Genomic DNA, 15387 nt, shown 5'->3' with positions numbered 1-15387 from the left:
CCCTCGACAAGCGCACGCCAGACGCGGCATACTTCGAACAAAGTGAAACACGAAAAGCGGCATGAACATAAACCAGATGCATCTTAGCCAAGCCGCAAACCTGTCCTAAAAAGCAGGACCACTTCATTTCAAAGGTTGAAAGCGTCGGCCCATTCGGGATGGCGCGCGCGCTGGGCATTCACGAAAGGGCACAGTGGGACGATCTTCCACCCTTCCGCGTGCGACGGTACCAAGATCCGCGACCAGAGACGCGCCGACCCCGCTTGCGCGAAAAGCATCCGGTATGCCGGTATGATCCGCGATGCGCATACGGGGCGAAAGGATTGAAAAGGTCAGTTCCGCCTGATGGCCATCAATCACCAGGAAGAAGCGACCCTTGCTGTCACCTTACTCGCGCCGGATGTCGAAATCAGACAACCCGTTTAGTCAACGATCGTGGCGAGGGTTGCCGCGCGCAGTTCGGCCTCGGTAATGCCGTCGGCGGTTTCGACGATGCGCAAACCTCCTTCAACCACATCCAGAACGCCCAGATTGGTGATGATTCGATCCACGACTCCCTTTCCTGTGAGGGGAAGCGTGCACTCCGGAAGCACTTTGCTGTCGCCGTGTTTGTTGGTGTGATCCATGACAACCACCACGCGGCCAACTCCGGCCACCAGATCCATCGCTCCGCCCATACCTTTGACCAGCTTGCCTGGAATCATCCAGTTTGCCAGATCGCCGTTCTCGGAGACTTCCATTGCACCCAGGATCGCCATGGCGATCTTGCCGCCCCGGATCATTCCGAATGAGGTCGCGCTGTCGAAATACGATGTCTGGGGGAGTTCGGTGATGGTTTGCTTGCCTGCGTTGATCAGGTCTGGATCCTCATCGCCATCGATGGGGAAGGGGCCCATGCCCAGCATACCGTTTTCGGATTGCAGCGTGACCTCGATTCCTTCGGGAATATAGTTGGACACAAGCGTCGGTATACCGATGCCAAGGTTCACATACCAACCGTCCTGCAGTTCCTGTGCGGCGCGTGCGGCCATTTGATTGCGGTCCCAAGCCATGTTCGGACTGTCCTTATAAAGAAGCGTCCCGGCCACCGGCGGGGACATTGAGTGTAATGATGGACCCGGTCGTGCCGCGTCCAGGTTGTAACGTGCCGTGCAGCCTTTCAATCAACCCGGTGACTCTCATCGACAACTCGGACCAGGAAAACCGGTTAAGCGTCCGACGTCGAGCCTGCAAATCTGCGAGAGTGTCAGCCATGGTCGTATCCTCAGGCGGCGCGCACCGTGCGTTGTTCTATGCGCTTTTCATGCTCGCCCTGGATCAGCCGATGAACATAGATGCCGGGCAGGTGGATGCCGTCGGGGTCCAGTTGTCCGGGTTCAACGATCTCTTCAACTTCCATCACGCAGACCTTGCCACACATGGCTGCAGGGGGATTGAAGTTCCGCGCCGTCTTGCGGAAAATCGCGTTACCTGTTGTGTCTGCTTTCCAGGCCTTGACGATGGAGAGATCCGCAAAGATGCCCCGCTCCAGGATATATGTCTCGCCGTCGAAGTCTTTGTGTTCCTTGCCTTCTGCAATCACCGTTCCCACACCGGTTTTGGTGTAAAAGCCCGGGATACCGCAGCCGCCAGCGCGCATACGTTCCGCAAGCGTTCCTTGCGGGTTGAATTCCAGCTCAAGCTCACCCGACAGATACTGGCGCATGAATTCGGCGTTCTCACCGACATAGGACGAGATCATTTTACTGACCTGACGCGTCTGGAGCAGAATGCCGATGCCAAAGTCATCAACGCCTGCGTTGTTTGATGCAAAGGTCAGATCTTTTGCGCCATGTTCCTTGATCGCCTGCAGAAGCAGTTCGGGAATACCGCACAGGCCAAAACCGCCCGAGGCAACGGTCATTCCATCAAAAAGCAGTCCGTCCAGAGCTTCGGACGCGTTTGCGTAGACTTTCTTCATGTGTGCTCCCTTGGCTGGCGGCGCGACTATTCTAATCGGGCTGGGAAGAGTCAATCAATGACCCTTGTATCCCGTCATAAATGATGAAGGCCATGGCAGATTGTCGCTGACCATCAATGCCCCGATCCGCCTGTCTTCTGGGCAAGCGCCCCGCGCAGACGTCAGGTCTTGGGTTTGGCCTTGGCCTTGCGTGTGGCTTTCTTGCGCGTGGGCTTCTTGCCGGCCTTCTCGGCAATCAACTCAAGGGCCTGATCCATTGTCACGCTCTCGACCTCCACCTCCTTGGGAAGGGTGGCGTTCACCTTTTCCCATTTGATGTAGGGCCCGTATTTTCCATCCATGATGTTTACCGCACCGCCCTCTTTGGGATGCTCACCAAGTTCGCGGATGGGTGCCGCGGCTTTGCCTCGCCCGCCACGGCTGGCGACTTTTTCCGCCAGCAACTGCACCGCGCGGTTCATGCCGACGGTAAAGACCTCGTCCAGGCTTTCGAGATTTGCATTGGTGCCACCGCGCTCTGACGTGCTTTCTGCATGTTTGAGATAGGGGCCATAGCGCCCTATGTTCGCCCAGACCGGAATTCCGTCTTCCGGATGATCGCCCACCTTGCGCGGCAGAGACAGCAGCATCAATGCGCGCTCCAGTTCCAGTTCTTCTGGGGGCCACTCCTTGGGGACCGACTGGCGCGGGGGTTTTGGGGTCTCTTCGGTCGCCGCACCGCGTTGCACATAGGGGCCAAATCGACCTTTGAAAATCCTGATCTCATCGTCCTGATCTGTGCCAAGCAATTTGCCATCGGGCGGGATTGCGCCGTCATCTTCGGCCCCGGGAGGGCCGAAGGCCCGGGTATAGCGGCATTCGGGATAGTTCGAACAACCGATAAAGGCCCCGCCCGAACGCGCGGTGCGCATCGACAGACGACCTGCGCCGCAATTGGGGCAGAGGCGCGGATCACTGCCATCTTGGGTCGCCGGGAAAAGATGAGGTTCCAGCACCTCATTGATCTTTTCAAGCACCTCGGTGATGCGCAGTTCGGACGTTTCTTCGATCGCCGCCGAGAAATCGCGCCAGAAGCGTTCCAGTACCTTCTGGTAATCCCGGTTGCCCGCTGACACATCGTCAAGCTCTTCCTCAAGCGAGGCGGTAAAATCATAGCCGACATATTTTTGGAAATAGTTCGACAGGAAAGCCGTCACCAACCGCCCCTTGTCTTCGGGAATCAGCCGGTTCTTGTCCTTTCTGACATAGCCCCTGTCCTGGATCGTGGTCACGATCGAGGCATAGGTTGATGGGCGCCCAATCCCCAGCTCTTCCATGCGCTTTACCAATGTGGCTTCGGTATAGCGGGGCGGCGGTTGTGTGAAATGCTGCTCGGGTGTGATTCCGCGCTTTTGTGCCGGTTCGCCCTGCGTGATCTGGGGCAGACGCTTGTCGTCATCGTCAACGACGCTGTCGTCGCGACCCTCTTCATACACGCGCAGGAAGCCATCAAACAGGACGACTTGCCCCGTGGCCCGCATCACAACCTGTCCGTCACTGCTGGAGACGTCGACGGTGGTGCGCTCAAGGCGGGCGGCTTCCATCTGACATGCGATGGTGCGTTTCCAAATCAGATCATAGAGCTTGCGCTGGTCGGGCTCGGACAGTTTCAGGCCGGCCGCATCCTTTGACATATCCGTGGGCCGGATACATTCATGCGCTTCTTGTGCGTTTTTTGCCTTGTTCTTGTACATGCGCGGGCTGCTGGGCACGTATTCGGCACCGTATCTTTCCTTGATCGCTTCGCGCGTTTCCATGACGGCCTCGGGGGCCATGTCGATCCCGTCCGTGCGCATGTATGTAATGTGCCCGGCTTCATAAAGCCGTTGTGCGGTGCTCATCGTCTGGCGCGCGCCCATGCCGAATTTCCGGCTGGCTTCCTGTTGCAGGGTCGAGGTCATGAACGGGGCCGACGGGTTGCGGGACGCAGGTTTTGCCTCGACCGACTGAACCGTCAGATCGCGCGATGTAATGGCCTGCACCGCCAGTTCCGCCTGGGTTGCGTTTTCGAGATCATAGCGCTCGAGTTTTTTTCCGGCCAGTTGTGTGAGGCGCGCCTCGTATTCCTGACCGCGCGGCGTCACCAGGATCGCTGTGACCGACCAGTATTCGCGGGCGCGAAACACTTCGATCTCCATTTCGCGTTCCACGATCAGACGCAGGCAGACCGACTGAACACGACCGGCGGATTTCGCGCCGGGCAGTTTGCGCCACAGCACCGGGGACAGATTGAAGCCCACCAGGTAATCCAACGCGCGGCGTGCAAGATATGCCTCGACCAGGGGCATATCGACCTGGCGCGGGTTCTTCATCGCCTCTTCAACCGCCGCTTTGGTGATGGCGTTGAAGGTCACGCGGCTGACCGGAGTGTCTTTCCGGATTGCCTTGCGCTTGGTGAGAGCTTCCTGCAGATGCCAGCTGATCGCTTCGCCCTCGCGATCGGGGTCGGTTGCAAGGATAAGCTCACCATCCTCGGCCAAGGCATCGGCGATCGCTTTGACATGTTTCTTGCTGTCGCTGGCGATTTCCCACGTCATGGCGAAATCGTTGTCCGTATCGACTGAACCGTCCTTTGCCGGCAGGTCGCGGACGTGACCGTAAGAGGCCAAAACGGTGTATTCCTTGCCCAGGTACTTGTTGATCGTTTTGGCCTTGGCCGGAGATTCGACAACAACTACAGGCATTTAGCGGAAAACCTCATTCACGTGAACTGGCGCGGTGTATGACGGCGCAACATGTGGGGTGCAAGTGTTGATTGTCAATGAGGCCTGATCTGCGTCACTTTTGACGACCGGTTCGAACGCGATTTTCATGCTTTGGATCGGTCGATCTTGTTCAGACTGGCGGGTATCTGCAGGTTCCCTGCCGACCTGTTTCCAAGCATGATCCTTGCCTGGTTGTTTTGTCATTGATTGCCAAGCGCAGTCGCAGGGCACCTACATCAGCTGCCCACTCAGCCAATGCGCGAGAGCATGCCGCCGGGCTGTCGATGGATCATCCCGTCGAGTTCCAGAAGGGTCAGTGCGGGATTGACCTGCCTGGCGGTCGATTTCAAATCACGGATCAACTGATCTTCCCCCATCGGCGATGGTCCAAGCCGATCCAGAATCTGCTGATGCAAGGCGGCTGTCTCATGCAGGTTTCGTGTGTCTGGCGGGGCGGGCAGAGCCAGCGGCAGGCTGTCCTGTTCCATCGGTTTGGTGGTGGGCTGCAACAAGGCTTCGAGAACATCTTCTGCGCTGCGCACCAATGTGGCACCATCGCGGATCAAAAGGTTGCATCCCGCCGCGCGCCCATCAAACGGATGACCGGGAACAGCAAACACCTCGCGACCCTGATCCAAGGCATCAAGCGCGGTAATCAGACTGCCGGATTTGCTGGCCGCTTCCACGACAACAACACCCCGCGACAACCCCGAGATGATGCGGTTGCGTCGTGGGAAATGTCGCGCCATCGGTTGCATGCCCATGGGCTGTTCTGACACGCGCAAACCCTGTTCAGCGATATCGCGGGCCAGATTGGTGTTTTCGGATGGGTAAATGACGTCCACGCCCCCAGCCATCACGGCAACGGTGCCGGTCTTCAGGCTTGCCAGATGCGCCGCTGTATCCACTCCCCGCGCCAGCCCTGAGACAATGACCAGTCCCTTTGCCCCAAGATCATGGGCCAAAGCCCGCGCCATCCGTGTTCCAAGCGACGAGGCATTGCGCGCGCCAACAAGCGAGATCGTCTCGCGCTTGAACAGAGACACATCCCCAATCGTCCAGAGTACGGGCGGTGCATCCGACAGTTCGGCCAGAATGGCCGGATAGTCAGCCTCACCCAGGCACAAAAGCCGCGCGGACGCGGCTTTTGCCGCCTTGAGCTCAGCCTCTATGACGCCAGCAGGGCATATTTCATATGCCTCCATGCCGGCCTGTTTTGCCACTTCGGGCAATGCGGCAAGCGCATTCTGCGCCGAGCCATGCTCTGCCATGAGACGGTGAAACGTCGACACACCAACCCGACGAGAGCGCAAGAGGCGAAGCCACGAAAACCGATCGTCTTCCGTGGTGGGTGGGAGTGGGGGGTGAGTGGAAGAGTAATGTTCCTCGGTCATCCGTCGCTCCGCCTTCCTGCAGAATCACTTTTAGGCTTTGCTGGTTAATGCGGAATGAATCCGAACAGGAATTCGCGGCTTTTCAGAAAATTCCACGATAAAGCCGGGTTCCCAAGGCGAGGGGCAAACGCAACGAGGCGCGCGTGTGGCCGCGCGCCCCGCATGCAGGACCGTCGGAATTCAAAATGCCCTCAGGCCGCCGATCCGCCCACGGTCAACCCGCCGATCAGCACCGAAGGCTGCCCGACACCCACGGGGACCCACTGACCCTGCTTGCCGCAGTTCCCCATGCCCGGATCAAGCGCCATGTCATTTCCCAAACCCCGGATCTGGCGCAACGCTGTGGCCCCATCCCCGATCAGCGTGGCACCTTTGACAGGTGCACCGACTTTGCCATTTTGCACGCGATAGGCTTCCGTGCAGGAAAAGACGAATTTGCCATTGGTGATATCGACCTGACCGCCGCCAAAGCCGACGGCATATATGCCGTCTTTGAGGTCTGACACCAGATCGTCCGGGTTGGCATCTCCGCCCAGCATATAGGTGTTGGTCATGCGGGGCATCGGTGCATGAGCATAGCTTTGACGCCGCCCATTCCCGGTAGGTGCCACGCCCATCAGCCGGGCATTCTGGCGGTCCTGCATGAACCCGACAAGAATACCGTCCTCGATCAGAACATTCTTGCCAGACGGGGTGCCTTCGTCATCCACCGTGATCGAACCGCGCCGGTCCGGGATCGTGCCATCATCAAGAACCGTAACGCCCCGTGAGGCGACCTGCTGGCCCATCAACCCGGCAAAGGCGGATGAGCCCTTGCGGTTGAAATCGCCCTCCAGCCCGTGTCCGACAGCTTCGTGCAACAGGATACCCGGCCAGCCGGGGCCAAGCACCACATCCATCACACCGGCCGGAGCGGCCTCGGCGCTCAGATTGACGACAGCCACGCGCAGCGCTTCGCGGGCTTTTTGCTGCCAATCGGCCGGATCAATCAATCCGTCCAGGCCAACGCGCCCTCCGCCGCCGGCCGAGCCGGATTCGCGCCGTCCATTTTCTTCGACAATGACGGACACGTTCACCCGCGTCATCGGTCGCACGTCGCGCACGCTGATGCCATCGGGGCGCAGGATTTCGACCTCCTGCAAGGAGGCCGCCAATGTGGCCGACACCTGAACGACGCGCGGATCAAGATCGCGGGCAAAGGCGTCGATCTCGCGAAGGGTTTCGATCTTGACCGGGAAATCCACCCCCGCGATCGGGTCTTCATCCGTGTAAAGCCGCCGATTTGTGGCTTGCGGTGCCTCTGCCAGCGTGCCGCCACCATCGCCCACGGCCAGCCGGGCTGTCTCGGCAGCGCGTCGCAATGCGGCCTCGGAAAGTTCGGTGGAATGGGCATAGCCCGACACTTCTCCGCGCACGGCACGCAGCCCGAACCCTTCGGAGGCATCAAAACTGGCTGTTTTCAAGCGCCCATCGTCGAAAACCAAGGCTTCCGAACGCCGGCGTTCCAAAAACAGCTCACCATCATCGGCCCCCAACGTCGCTGCGCGCAGGATTTTCAGGGCGGTTTCCTGCGAAACAACGTTGGAAAACGGGCGAAAAGACTCTTGGGGCATGGAACATGGACCTCGGGACAGGAATTAATTCAAGAAAAGCGTCCGTTTGACGCAAGCAGCAGTCTTTAACTGTCAGAGGGAATATGATTTCTACCATGGCCAAAGACAATGGCGAGGGTAGACAAAGAATCCCTCCCGGTTTCCTTCAGGACGCGATCAACCGATCAGGACAGATAAGATGAAGAATGCTTTCTCGCTTTCAGGGCTTTTCGCTGCCCTTTCCGTGCTGCCAGCTGCTGCTCAGGAGGGCGGGCTTGTTGGCAAGCCTGTGCCCGGCGGCACCGGCTTTCAACCTGCCGCCACAGAACTGGCGCGGGATATACACTCGCTCGATTGGCTGCTTCTGGTCATCATCACGGTGATCTGCGTTTTCGTGACCGCTCTGCTGATCTGGTGCATCGTGCGCTACAACCGCCGCGCCAATCCGACTTCGGCCACCTTCACCCACCACACGCCGATCGAAATCGCATGGACCGTGGTGCCAATCGTGATCCTGGTGTTTATCGGCGCCTTCTCGCTGCCGGTTCTGTTCAAGCAGCAGGAGATTCCCGAAGCGGATATCACGATCAAGGTCACCGGGTACCAGTGGTACTGGGGCTATGAGTATGTTGATCACGAGTTCAACTTCGACAGCTTCATGCTGGCGCGCGAAGACCTCAGCGAATACGGCTACAATGATGATGAATACCTGTTGGCAACCGATACCCGCGTGGTCGTTCCGGTCAACAAGATCGTCGTGATGCAGGTAACCGGAGCCGACGTGATCCACAGCTGGACCATCCCGTCCTTTGGCGTCAAGCAGGACGCCGTGCCGGGTCGTCTGGCCGAGCTGTGGTTCAAGGCGGAGAAGACCGGCATTTTCTTTGGCCAGTGTTCCGAGCTTTGCGGCAAAGACCACGCCTATATGCCCATCACCGTTGAAGTCGTGACCCAGGAAGAATACGACTCCTGGCTGCAGGGCGCGATCGAGCAATATGCCGGCAAGCCGCTGACCTACCAGGTTGCCGCAAACTAAGCCTGACGCGTCGCGCACATCCCGCGCGGCGCACAACCGTCTTTGCAAAGATGCAAACACTGCATTTTTCGGGAGCGATAGATGACTGACGCAAGCCTGAACGGAAGGCCAGACGAAGCTGAAGCCAGCTTTGGCGATTACTTCGCGCTTCTCAAGCCGCGGGTCATGTCGCTGGTGGTCTTCACCGCGCTCGTTGGTCTTTTGGCAGCGCCGATTGCCGTTCATCCGATGATTGCATTTGCGTCGATCCTGTTCATCGCGATCGGGGCAGGGGCGTCTGGCGCGCTGAACATGTGGTGGGACGCGGATATCGACCTTGTGATGCGCCGCACCCGGAAGCGTCCGATCCCGTCCGGGAAAGTCGACCCGCAGGATGCGCTTCAGATCGGCCTGGCGCTCTCGGGTTTTTCGGTGGTGATGCTGGCGCTGGCGGCCAACCTGCTTGCCGCATTCTTGCTGGCCTTCACGATCTTCTTTTACGCCGTCATCTATTCGATGTGGCTCAAGCGCTCCACGCCCCAGAACATCGTTATCGGTGGCGCGGCAGGGGCCTTCCCGCCGGTGATCGGCTGGGTTGTGGCAACGGGTTCCATGAGCATCGAGCCCTGGCTCATGTTCGCGCTGATCTTCATCTGGACGCCGCCGCATTTCTGGGCTTTGGCACTGTTCATGCGGTCTGATTATGATGATGCAGGCGTGCCGATGCTGACGGTCACGCATGGGCGTCGCACCACGCGAAACAACATTCTGGGTTACACCATTTTGTTGGCGATCCTGGCGATTGGCACGGCATTCACCTCGATTGGCGGGCCGATTTACCTCGTTGCGGCCGTCATCCTGAATGCATTGTTCCTGAAAGGCGCGTTCCAGATCTGGCGGCGCGATGAAGCCATGAGCGAGGCCGATAACTTTGCCGTCGAGAAAAGCTTTTTCAAACTCTCGCTGCTCTTTCTGTTTTTGCATTTCGGCGCGATTCTGGCCGAAGCCGTTCTGGCACCCTTCGGGCTGGGAGGTTGGTGATGGCGATCAAGGTCGAGCATGAGATCCACAAACGTCGGTTCGGGCGCAACCTGGGGGTCGGTCTGGCGCTGGCCATGCTGATTGCCGTGGTCTTTGGACTGACGGTTGTCAAAGTGACGAATGGCGATTTCGAAGCCATGAGACAGGAGATCGAACAATGACATTGGATGGACCGCGCAAGACCGTTTTGCAGACTGTCGGTGTCGTTGTCTTCATGGGCGGTCTCGCCTGGGCGTCAGTGCCATTTTACGACTGGTTCTGCCGTGTGACGGGTTTTGGTGGTGCAACGGACGTGGCAGAAGCCGGCCCCGAGGATATTCTGGATCAGACCATCAAGGTGCGCTTTGATGCGTCGCTGGACCGGGACATGCCATGGGAGTTTCGTCCGGTTGAACGCGAGATGACCTTGCGGATCGGTGAAACGGGTCTGGCCTTTTACGAGGCGTACAATCCCACCGATCGCCCTGTTGCAGGCTCGGCCAGTTATAACGTCACGCCCTACGAAGCGGGCGGGTTCTTTTACAAGATCCAGTGTTTTTGCTTTGAGCAACAGGTTCTCGCACCCGGGGAGCGCGTCGAAATGCCTGTGACATTCTTTGTCGATCCTGAAATCGTTGCGGATCGGGAAGGCAAGTTCGTGCATACGATAACTCTGTCATACACATTCTACGAAATCGACCTGCCCGAGAGCTATGCTGCGATCGGGGAACCGGTTGAAACAACAACAAACTAAGGCCTCCATCTGAGGGACAACTCGACATGGCGCACGCTAAAAACCACGACTATCACATTCTGAACCCTTCTATCTGGCCGCTTCTGAGCGCCGTTTCCGCATTCTTCATGCTGTTTGGGGCGGTGCTCTGGATGCATGGGGTCACACCGTTCATGTTCCTGATCGGTTTTGTCGCCGTTCTGTACACCATGTTCGGATGGTGGTCCGAGGTGGTGCTGGAAAGCCGCCAGGGTGATCACACGCCGGTGGTGCGCATCGGTCTGCGCTATGGCTTTATCCTGTTCATCATGTCCGAGGTGATGTTCTTCGCAGCCTGGTTCTGGAGCTTCTTCAAACACGCGATCTATCCGATGAGCGAGTATGCAGGAACGTCCTATGTCCAGCCCGAGATCTATCATGTGGACGCATTCCATCTGCCGCTGATCAACACGCTGGTTCTGCTGTTGTCGGGCTGTGCGGTGACATGGGCGCACCATGCGCTGGTCCATGAAAACAACCGCAAGGACCTCGTCTGGGGCCTTGGCATCGCGATCGTCCTGGGCATCGCATTCACCGTGCTGCAAGCTTACGAGTATTCCTACCTGCTGTATAAGGGCTGGGAATTCGGCAACGACAAGTTCTTCTCGAACTTCTTCATGGCAACGGGTTTCCACGGCTTGCACGTGATCATCGGAACGATCTTCCTGTTCGTATGTTGGTTGCGCGCGATGAGAGGTGACTTCACCTCCGAAAAGCACGTGGGATTCGAAGCAGCCGCCTGGTACTGGCACTTTGTCGACGTGGTCTGGCTGTTCCTGTTCTTTGCCGTCTACATCTGGGGCGTTGCACAGATGCCGGGCACGCACTAAACGACCTGCCTGAGCGCAGTATCATTCAAAAGCGCGCGGTCTCCGCGCGCTTTTTCAATCAAAGGGGATGAGCGGCCGCCATGCGCCGTCTGATGTTTCTTCTGATCTTTGGTCTGACCGGTGCAGGGATTCTCGTGTCGCTGGGTGTCTGGCAGATGCAGCGTCTGGCATGGAAAGAGGGCATCCTTGCCGAGATCGAAAGCCGTATCCAATCAGATCCCCTGCCGCTCCCGGCGCGTGCCGACCCACAAACCGATCGTTATGCCCCGGTTGTGGCGAAGGGAACGATCCTGCCCGAAGAAATCCACGTTCTGGTTTCGATCAAGCGTGTTGGCCCAGGCTTTCGCATCATCTCTCCTTTCGAGACCGAGGACGGGCGTCGCATCCTGATTGACCGCGGCTTTGTCCCCGATGACGCCAAGAACGATGCGCGCAGCCAGGGGGGCGCCGAGGTCATCGGCAATCTGCACTGGCCGCGTGAAACGGACGGGTTCACGCCGGACCCCGATCTGGCTGCCAACACCTGGTTCGCGCGTGATGTTGCTGCAATGGCCGCATATCTTGATACCGAAGAACTGCTGGTCATTGCCAAGTCGGAAACAGACCCCACGGTGACGCCGCTGCCGGTGGACACTGCTGGTATTCCCAATGATCACTTGCAATACGCGATCACATGGTTCTCCCTCGCGGCGATCTGGATCATGATGACGGCAAGCTTCCTGTGGCGCTCGCGCGCCCAACCGCAAAGCTGAAGGCGATGAAATATATTTCGACACGGGGACAAGCCCCGGAGATGACATTCAACGAGGCGATGCTGACCGGATTGGCCCGCGATGGCGGCCTTTATGTGCCGGCTGAAATTCCACAGATGAGCACGGATGACATCGCGTCGCTGGCCGGTTTGTCATACGAAGAGGTGGCCTTTCGCGTCATGCGTCCATTCGTCAGCGAAAGCTTTGCGGATGACGAGTTCCGGGGATGTATCGAGCGCGCCTATGCCGGCTTTGGCCATGCCGCGCGCGCACCGTTGAAACAGCTCAACGAGAACCATTTCCTGCTGGAATTGTTCCACGGACCGACGCTGGCATTCAAAGACTTCGCCATGCAACTGATTGGCCAGCTGTTCGAGACGGAACTCAAACGCCGTAATCAGCGCGTGACCATCGTCGGTGCCACCAGCGGCGATACGGGGTCAGCTGCGATCGAGGCGTTCCGCGGGCTGGATTCGGTGGATGTTTTCATCCTCTATCCGCACGGGCGGGTATCCGAAGTGCAACGCCGCCAGATGACCACGCCAAGCGAAGACAACGTGCATGCGCTGGCGGTGACCGGTGACTTTGACGATTGTCAGGCACGGGTCAAAGACATGTTCAACGATTTCGCGTTCCGGGATGCCGTTGGCCTGGCTGGCGTGAACTCTATCAACTGGGCGCGGGTGCTGGCGCAGGTGGTGTACTATTTCTCCTCCGCCGTGTCGCTGGGCGCGCCGCATCGCGCGGTCAGCTTCGCGGTCCCGACGGGCAATTTCGGTGATGTTTTTGCCGGGTCGATCGCCAAACGGATGGGGCTGCCGATCGACAAGCTGGTTGTGGCGACGAACCAGAATGACATCCTCCACCGCTGCCTGTCGGGGCAAGGGTATCACAAGGGCGAGACGATCCCCTCGATCAGCCCCTCGATGGACATACAGATCAGTTCCAATTTCGAACGCGCCCTGTTTGACGCCTATGACCGGGATGGCTCTGCCGTGGCGCAATTGATGGACGAACTCAGAACTGGCGGTTTCGACGTCAGCCAGGGTGCATTGCAGGCGCTGAACGAGACCTATGTCTCGGGCCGTGTTTCCGAACCCGAGACGACAGCCGCGATTGATCACTGGCTCAAGGCCAGCGGCGAGTTGCTGTGCCCCCATTCCGCCATCGGCGTGACAGTGGGCGAAGCGCTGCGCGAGCCCAGTGTGCCAATGATCACCCTTGCCACCGCGCATCCGGCGAAATTCCCCGCGGCGGTCGAAGAGGCCAGCGGGGTCTATCCACCTCTTCCCCCCCGCATGGGAGACCTGTATGACAGACCAGAACGGGTGACCCGGATCGCCAACGATCTGACGAGCATCGAAAACCACATCAGGGACGCACGATCCAAGTGACAGTCAGACAACACACATTGCCCAATGGTTTCCGTCTTGTGACGGAATACATGCCCGGCCTCAAATCCGCAGCCATCGGCGTGTGGATCACCGCAGGAGGGCGCCATGAGCGCCTGGAACAAAACGGTATCGCGCATTTCCTTGAACATATGGCGTTCAAAGGCACCAAGCGTCGGACCGCATTGCAGATTGCCGAAGCGATCGAGGATGTGGGGGGCTATATCAACGCCTATACGTCCCGCGAGGTGACCGCCTATTACGCACGGGTTCTGGAAAATGACGTGACCCTTGCACTGGATGTGATTGCCGATATCGTCCTCAATCCGGTCTTTGATCCTGCCGAGATCGAGATCGAGCGGGGCGTGATCCTTCAGGAGATCGGTCAGGCCCATGACACGCCCGATGATGTGATTTTCGACTGGCTGCAGGAAGAAAGCTATCGCGACCAGCCGCTGGGGCGCACAATCCTTGGCCCCAGTGACCGCGTGCGTGGATTTTCGCGCGACGATCTCTCGACCTTTGTCGGCGAGCACTATGGACCCGGCGAGATGATCCTCTCTGCTGCCGGTGCCGTGGATCACGACGCGCTTGTTGAATTGGCAACACGTTACTTCGGCGAGATGACACCGCGGGGCAGCTTCGAGGTTGATCCCGCCCGGTTCATCGGGGGCGAAGCCCGGCGTGCCAAAGACCTCGAACAGGCCCATTTCGCACTGGCTTTCGAAGGCCCGGGGTATCGCGATGATGCTATCTATACTGCACAGATCTACTCCAGCGCGCTGGGCGGGGGCATGTCGTCGCGCCTGTTCCAGGAAGTGCGCGAACGCCGGGGCCTGTGTTATACGATCTTCGCCCAGACCGGAGCGTATGCCGATACCGGAACCACGATGATCTACGCGGGCACATCCGGGGATCAGATCGCCGAACTGGCCCATATCACCATCGACGAGATGAAACGCGCCGCCGACACAATGAGCCCCGAAGAGGTCGCGCGCGCGCGCGCCCAGATGAAAGCCGGTATGCTCATGGGGCTCGAGAGCCCCTCCAACCGCGCAGAAAGACTGGCGCGGCTGGTGCAGATCTGGGGCGATGTGCCAAGCCTCGATGACACGATCGCGCGCATTGATGCGGTCACCACGGGCGACGTGCGGGATTTCGCGGCAGAGATCGCCGCAAATGCTCCGGCAGCCCTGGCGCTTTATGGCCCGGTCGAACGCGCGCCCAGCCTGGAAGATTTGCGTGAAAGGCGCGCGGCCTGACGCGTGAGCCTTTGGTGATGCTTCTTTCCAAACGCAAGCTCAAGATCGAGACGGACCGCCTCACGTTGCGTCCTCCGACCCATTCGGATTTCCGCTCCTGGGCTGCGCTCAGGCGTGACAGCCAGGAATTCCTGATCCCCTGGGAGCCGGAATGGGCTGATGATCACCTGACCCGCAAAGCCTTTACCAATCGCGTCTATTGGGCTGCCCGCTCCATCGCGAATGGCTCGGCAATGCCGCTGTTTCTTGTGCGGCGCTCGGATGAGGCGCTGATGGGGGCCATCACTCTGGACAACATTCGCCGCGGGCCTGCCCAGGCTGGAACGCTTGGGTATTGGACGGGCGCGCCTTTCGCGCGCGAAGGCTATATGCGCGAGGCGATTGGTGCCGTGGTCCATCATGCCTTCACCCGTCTTGATCTCAGCCGCATCGAGGCGGCCTGTCTGCCCGAGAACAAAGCCTCTCGCGGATTGCTCGAGGCTTCGGGGTTCAAATACGAAGGCGTGGCTCAATCCTATCTGCAGATTGCCGGGCGCTGGCGCACCCATGTGCTCTATGCAGCGCTCCGCTCGGATCGGCGTGGCAAAACCGACGCTGGGTGAGGGGTATTTTGGACCAGAAAGAAGCAGCGGGGTTGCATTTCTTTCTGGTTTCA

General features: G+C 58.9%; 15 protein-coding genes. 9 read left to right on the top strand and 6 right to left on the bottom strand.

Going from position 1 to position 15387, the window contains the following annotated elements:
* Positions 1-128: 128 nt before the first annotated feature.
* From WAO69_RS10760 to tldD, 6 genes are all read right to left on the bottom strand, one after another.
* Positions 129-278 (bottom strand): GNAT family N-acetyltransferase, encoded by a 150-nt coding sequence (locus tag WAO69_RS10760; RefSeq protein ID WP_422178891.1) that lies wholly within the window; start codon positions 276-278, stop codon positions 129-131.
* Positions 279-422: 144 nt separating this feature from the next.
* A complete protein-coding gene (locus WAO69_RS10755; RefSeq protein WP_422178889.1) occupies positions 423-1052 on the bottom strand; it encodes a 3-oxoacid CoA-transferase subunit B in 630 nt (209 codons plus the stop codon).
* A 212-nt stretch (positions 1053-1264) separates the two neighbouring features.
* Positions 1265-1960 (bottom strand): CoA transferase subunit A, encoded by a 696-nt coding sequence (locus WAO69_RS10750; RefSeq protein WP_422178887.1) that lies wholly within the window; start codon positions 1958-1960, stop codon positions 1265-1267.
* Between the two features lie 161 nt (positions 1961-2121).
* Positions 2122-4683: a type I DNA topoisomerase gene (gene topA, locus WAO69_RS10745; protein WP_422178885.1), complete on the bottom strand. Its 2562-nt coding sequence runs from the start codon at positions 4681-4683 to the stop codon at positions 2122-2124.
* Positions 4684-4952: 269 nt separating this feature from the next.
* Complete coding sequence (gene dprA / locus WAO69_RS10740) at positions 4953-6098, bottom strand: DNA-processing protein DprA (protein ID WP_422178883.1); 1146 nt, start codon at positions 6096-6098, stop codon at positions 4953-4955.
* A 191-nt stretch (positions 6099-6289) separates the two neighbouring features.
* Positions 6290-7711: a metalloprotease TldD gene (gene tldD, locus WAO69_RS10735; RefSeq protein WP_422178881.1), complete on the bottom strand. Its 1422-nt coding sequence runs from the start codon at positions 7709-7711 to the stop codon at positions 6290-6292.
* Between the two features lie 178 nt (positions 7712-7889).
* Here tldD and coxB point away from each other — a divergent pair, with 178 nt between their 5' ends.
* The 9 genes from coxB (at position 7890) to WAO69_RS10690 (ending at position 15334) form a co-directional block, all read left to right on the top strand.
* The gene (gene coxB / locus WAO69_RS10730) at positions 7890-8726 is read left to right on the top strand and encodes a cytochrome c oxidase subunit II (RefSeq protein ID WP_422178879.1); all 837 of its coding nucleotides are present in this window, start codon (positions 7890-7892) and stop codon (positions 8724-8726) included.
* Positions 8727-8807: 81 nt separating this feature from the next.
* Positions 8808-9746: a heme o synthase gene (cyoE, locus tag WAO69_RS10725; RefSeq protein ID WP_422178877.1), complete on the top strand. Its 939-nt coding sequence runs from the start codon at positions 8808-8810 to the stop codon at positions 9744-9746.
* The gene (locus WAO69_RS10720; RefSeq protein WP_422178875.1) at positions 9746-9907 is read left to right on the top strand and encodes a hypothetical protein; all 162 of its coding nucleotides are present in this window, start codon (positions 9746-9748) and stop codon (positions 9905-9907) included. The genes cyoE and WAO69_RS10720 overlap by 1 nt, the downstream gene beginning before the upstream one ends.
* Complete coding sequence (locus tag WAO69_RS10715) at positions 9904-10479, top strand: cytochrome c oxidase assembly protein (RefSeq protein WP_422178873.1); 576 nt, start codon at positions 9904-9906, stop codon at positions 10477-10479. The genes WAO69_RS10720 and WAO69_RS10715 overlap by 4 nt, the downstream gene beginning before the upstream one ends.
* A 26-nt stretch (positions 10480-10505) precedes the next feature.
* On the top strand, positions 10506-11327 hold the full coding sequence (locus WAO69_RS10710; protein ID WP_422178871.1) for a cytochrome c oxidase subunit 3: 822 nt from the start codon (positions 10506-10508) through the stop codon (positions 11325-11327).
* 80 nt (positions 11328-11407) lie between these two features.
* A complete protein-coding gene (locus tag WAO69_RS10705; protein ID WP_422178869.1) occupies positions 11408-12079 on the top strand; it encodes an SURF1 family protein in 672 nt (223 codons plus the stop codon).
* A 5-nt stretch (positions 12080-12084) separates the two neighbouring features.
* On the top strand, positions 12085-13473 hold the full coding sequence (gene thrC / locus WAO69_RS10700) for a threonine synthase (RefSeq protein ID WP_422178898.1): 1389 nt from the start codon (positions 12085-12087) through the stop codon (positions 13471-13473).
* Complete coding sequence (locus tag WAO69_RS10695; protein ID WP_422178867.1) at positions 13470-14732, top strand: M16 family metallopeptidase; 1263 nt, start codon at positions 13470-13472, stop codon at positions 14730-14732. The genes thrC and WAO69_RS10695 overlap by 4 nt, the downstream gene beginning before the upstream one ends.
* A gap of 17 nt (positions 14733-14749) precedes the next feature.
* The gene (locus WAO69_RS10690) at positions 14750-15334 is read left to right on the top strand and encodes a GNAT family N-acetyltransferase (protein ID WP_422178865.1); all 585 of its coding nucleotides are present in this window, start codon (positions 14750-14752) and stop codon (positions 15332-15334) included.
* The last annotated feature ends 53 nt before the right edge of the window (positions 15335-15387 follow it).

Source organism: Aestuariivita sp. (genome assembly GCF_049276915.1).
Lineage (GTDB): Bacteria > Pseudomonadota > Alphaproteobacteria > Rhodobacterales > Rhodobacteraceae > Aestuariivita.
The sequence above is the reverse complement of the archived record's forward strand: the minus strand, read 5'-3'. Positions and strand labels throughout refer to the sequence as shown.

Bases quoted from the DNA above. Each gene is read 5' to 3' on its own strand.
- topA (WP_422178885.1), bottom strand. From the start codon at position 4,683: ATGCCTGTAGTTGTTGTCGAATCTCCGGCCAAGGCCAAAACGATCAAC.
- coxB (WP_422178879.1), top strand. From the start codon at position 7,890: ATGAAGAATGCTTTCTCGCTTTCAGGGCTTTTCGCTGCCCTTTCCGTG.
- WAO69_RS10715 (WP_422178873.1), top strand. From the start codon at position 9,904: ATGACATTGGATGGACCGCGCAAGACCGTTTTGCAGACTGTCGGTGTC.
- WAO69_RS10705 (WP_422178869.1), top strand. From the start codon at position 11,408: ATGCGCCGTCTGATGTTTCTTCTGATCTTTGGTCTGACCGGTGCAGGG.
- WAO69_RS10755 (WP_422178889.1), bottom strand. From the start codon at position 1,052: ATGGCTTGGGACCGCAATCAAATGGCCGCACGCGCCGCACAGGAACTG.
- WAO69_RS10710 (WP_422178871.1), top strand. From the start codon at position 10,506: ATGGCGCACGCTAAAAACCACGACTATCACATTCTGAACCCTTCTATC.
- cyoE (WP_422178877.1), top strand. From the start codon at position 8,808: ATGACTGACGCAAGCCTGAACGGAAGGCCAGACGAAGCTGAAGCCAGC.
- WAO69_RS10760 (WP_422178891.1), bottom strand. From the start codon at position 278: ATGCTTTTCGCGCAAGCGGGGTCGGCGCGTCTCTGGTCGCGGATCTTG.
- WAO69_RS10690 (WP_422178865.1), top strand. From the start codon at position 14,750: ATGCTTCTTTCCAAACGCAAGCTCAAGATCGAGACGGACCGCCTCACG.
- dprA (WP_422178883.1), bottom strand. From the start codon at position 6,098: ATGACCGAGGAACATTACTCTTCCACTCACCCCCCACTCCCACCCACC.
- WAO69_RS10720 (WP_422178875.1), top strand. From the start codon at position 9,746: ATGGCGATCAAGGTCGAGCATGAGATCCACAAACGTCGGTTCGGGCGC.
- WAO69_RS10750 (WP_422178887.1), bottom strand. From the start codon at position 1,960: ATGAAGAAAGTCTACGCAAACGCGTCCGAAGCTCTGGACGGACTGCTT.
- thrC (WP_422178898.1), top strand. From the start codon at position 12,085: ATGAAATATATTTCGACACGGGGACAAGCCCCGGAGATGACATTCAAC.
- tldD (WP_422178881.1), bottom strand. From the start codon at position 7,711: ATGCCCCAAGAGTCTTTTCGCCCGTTTTCCAACGTTGTTTCGCAGGAA.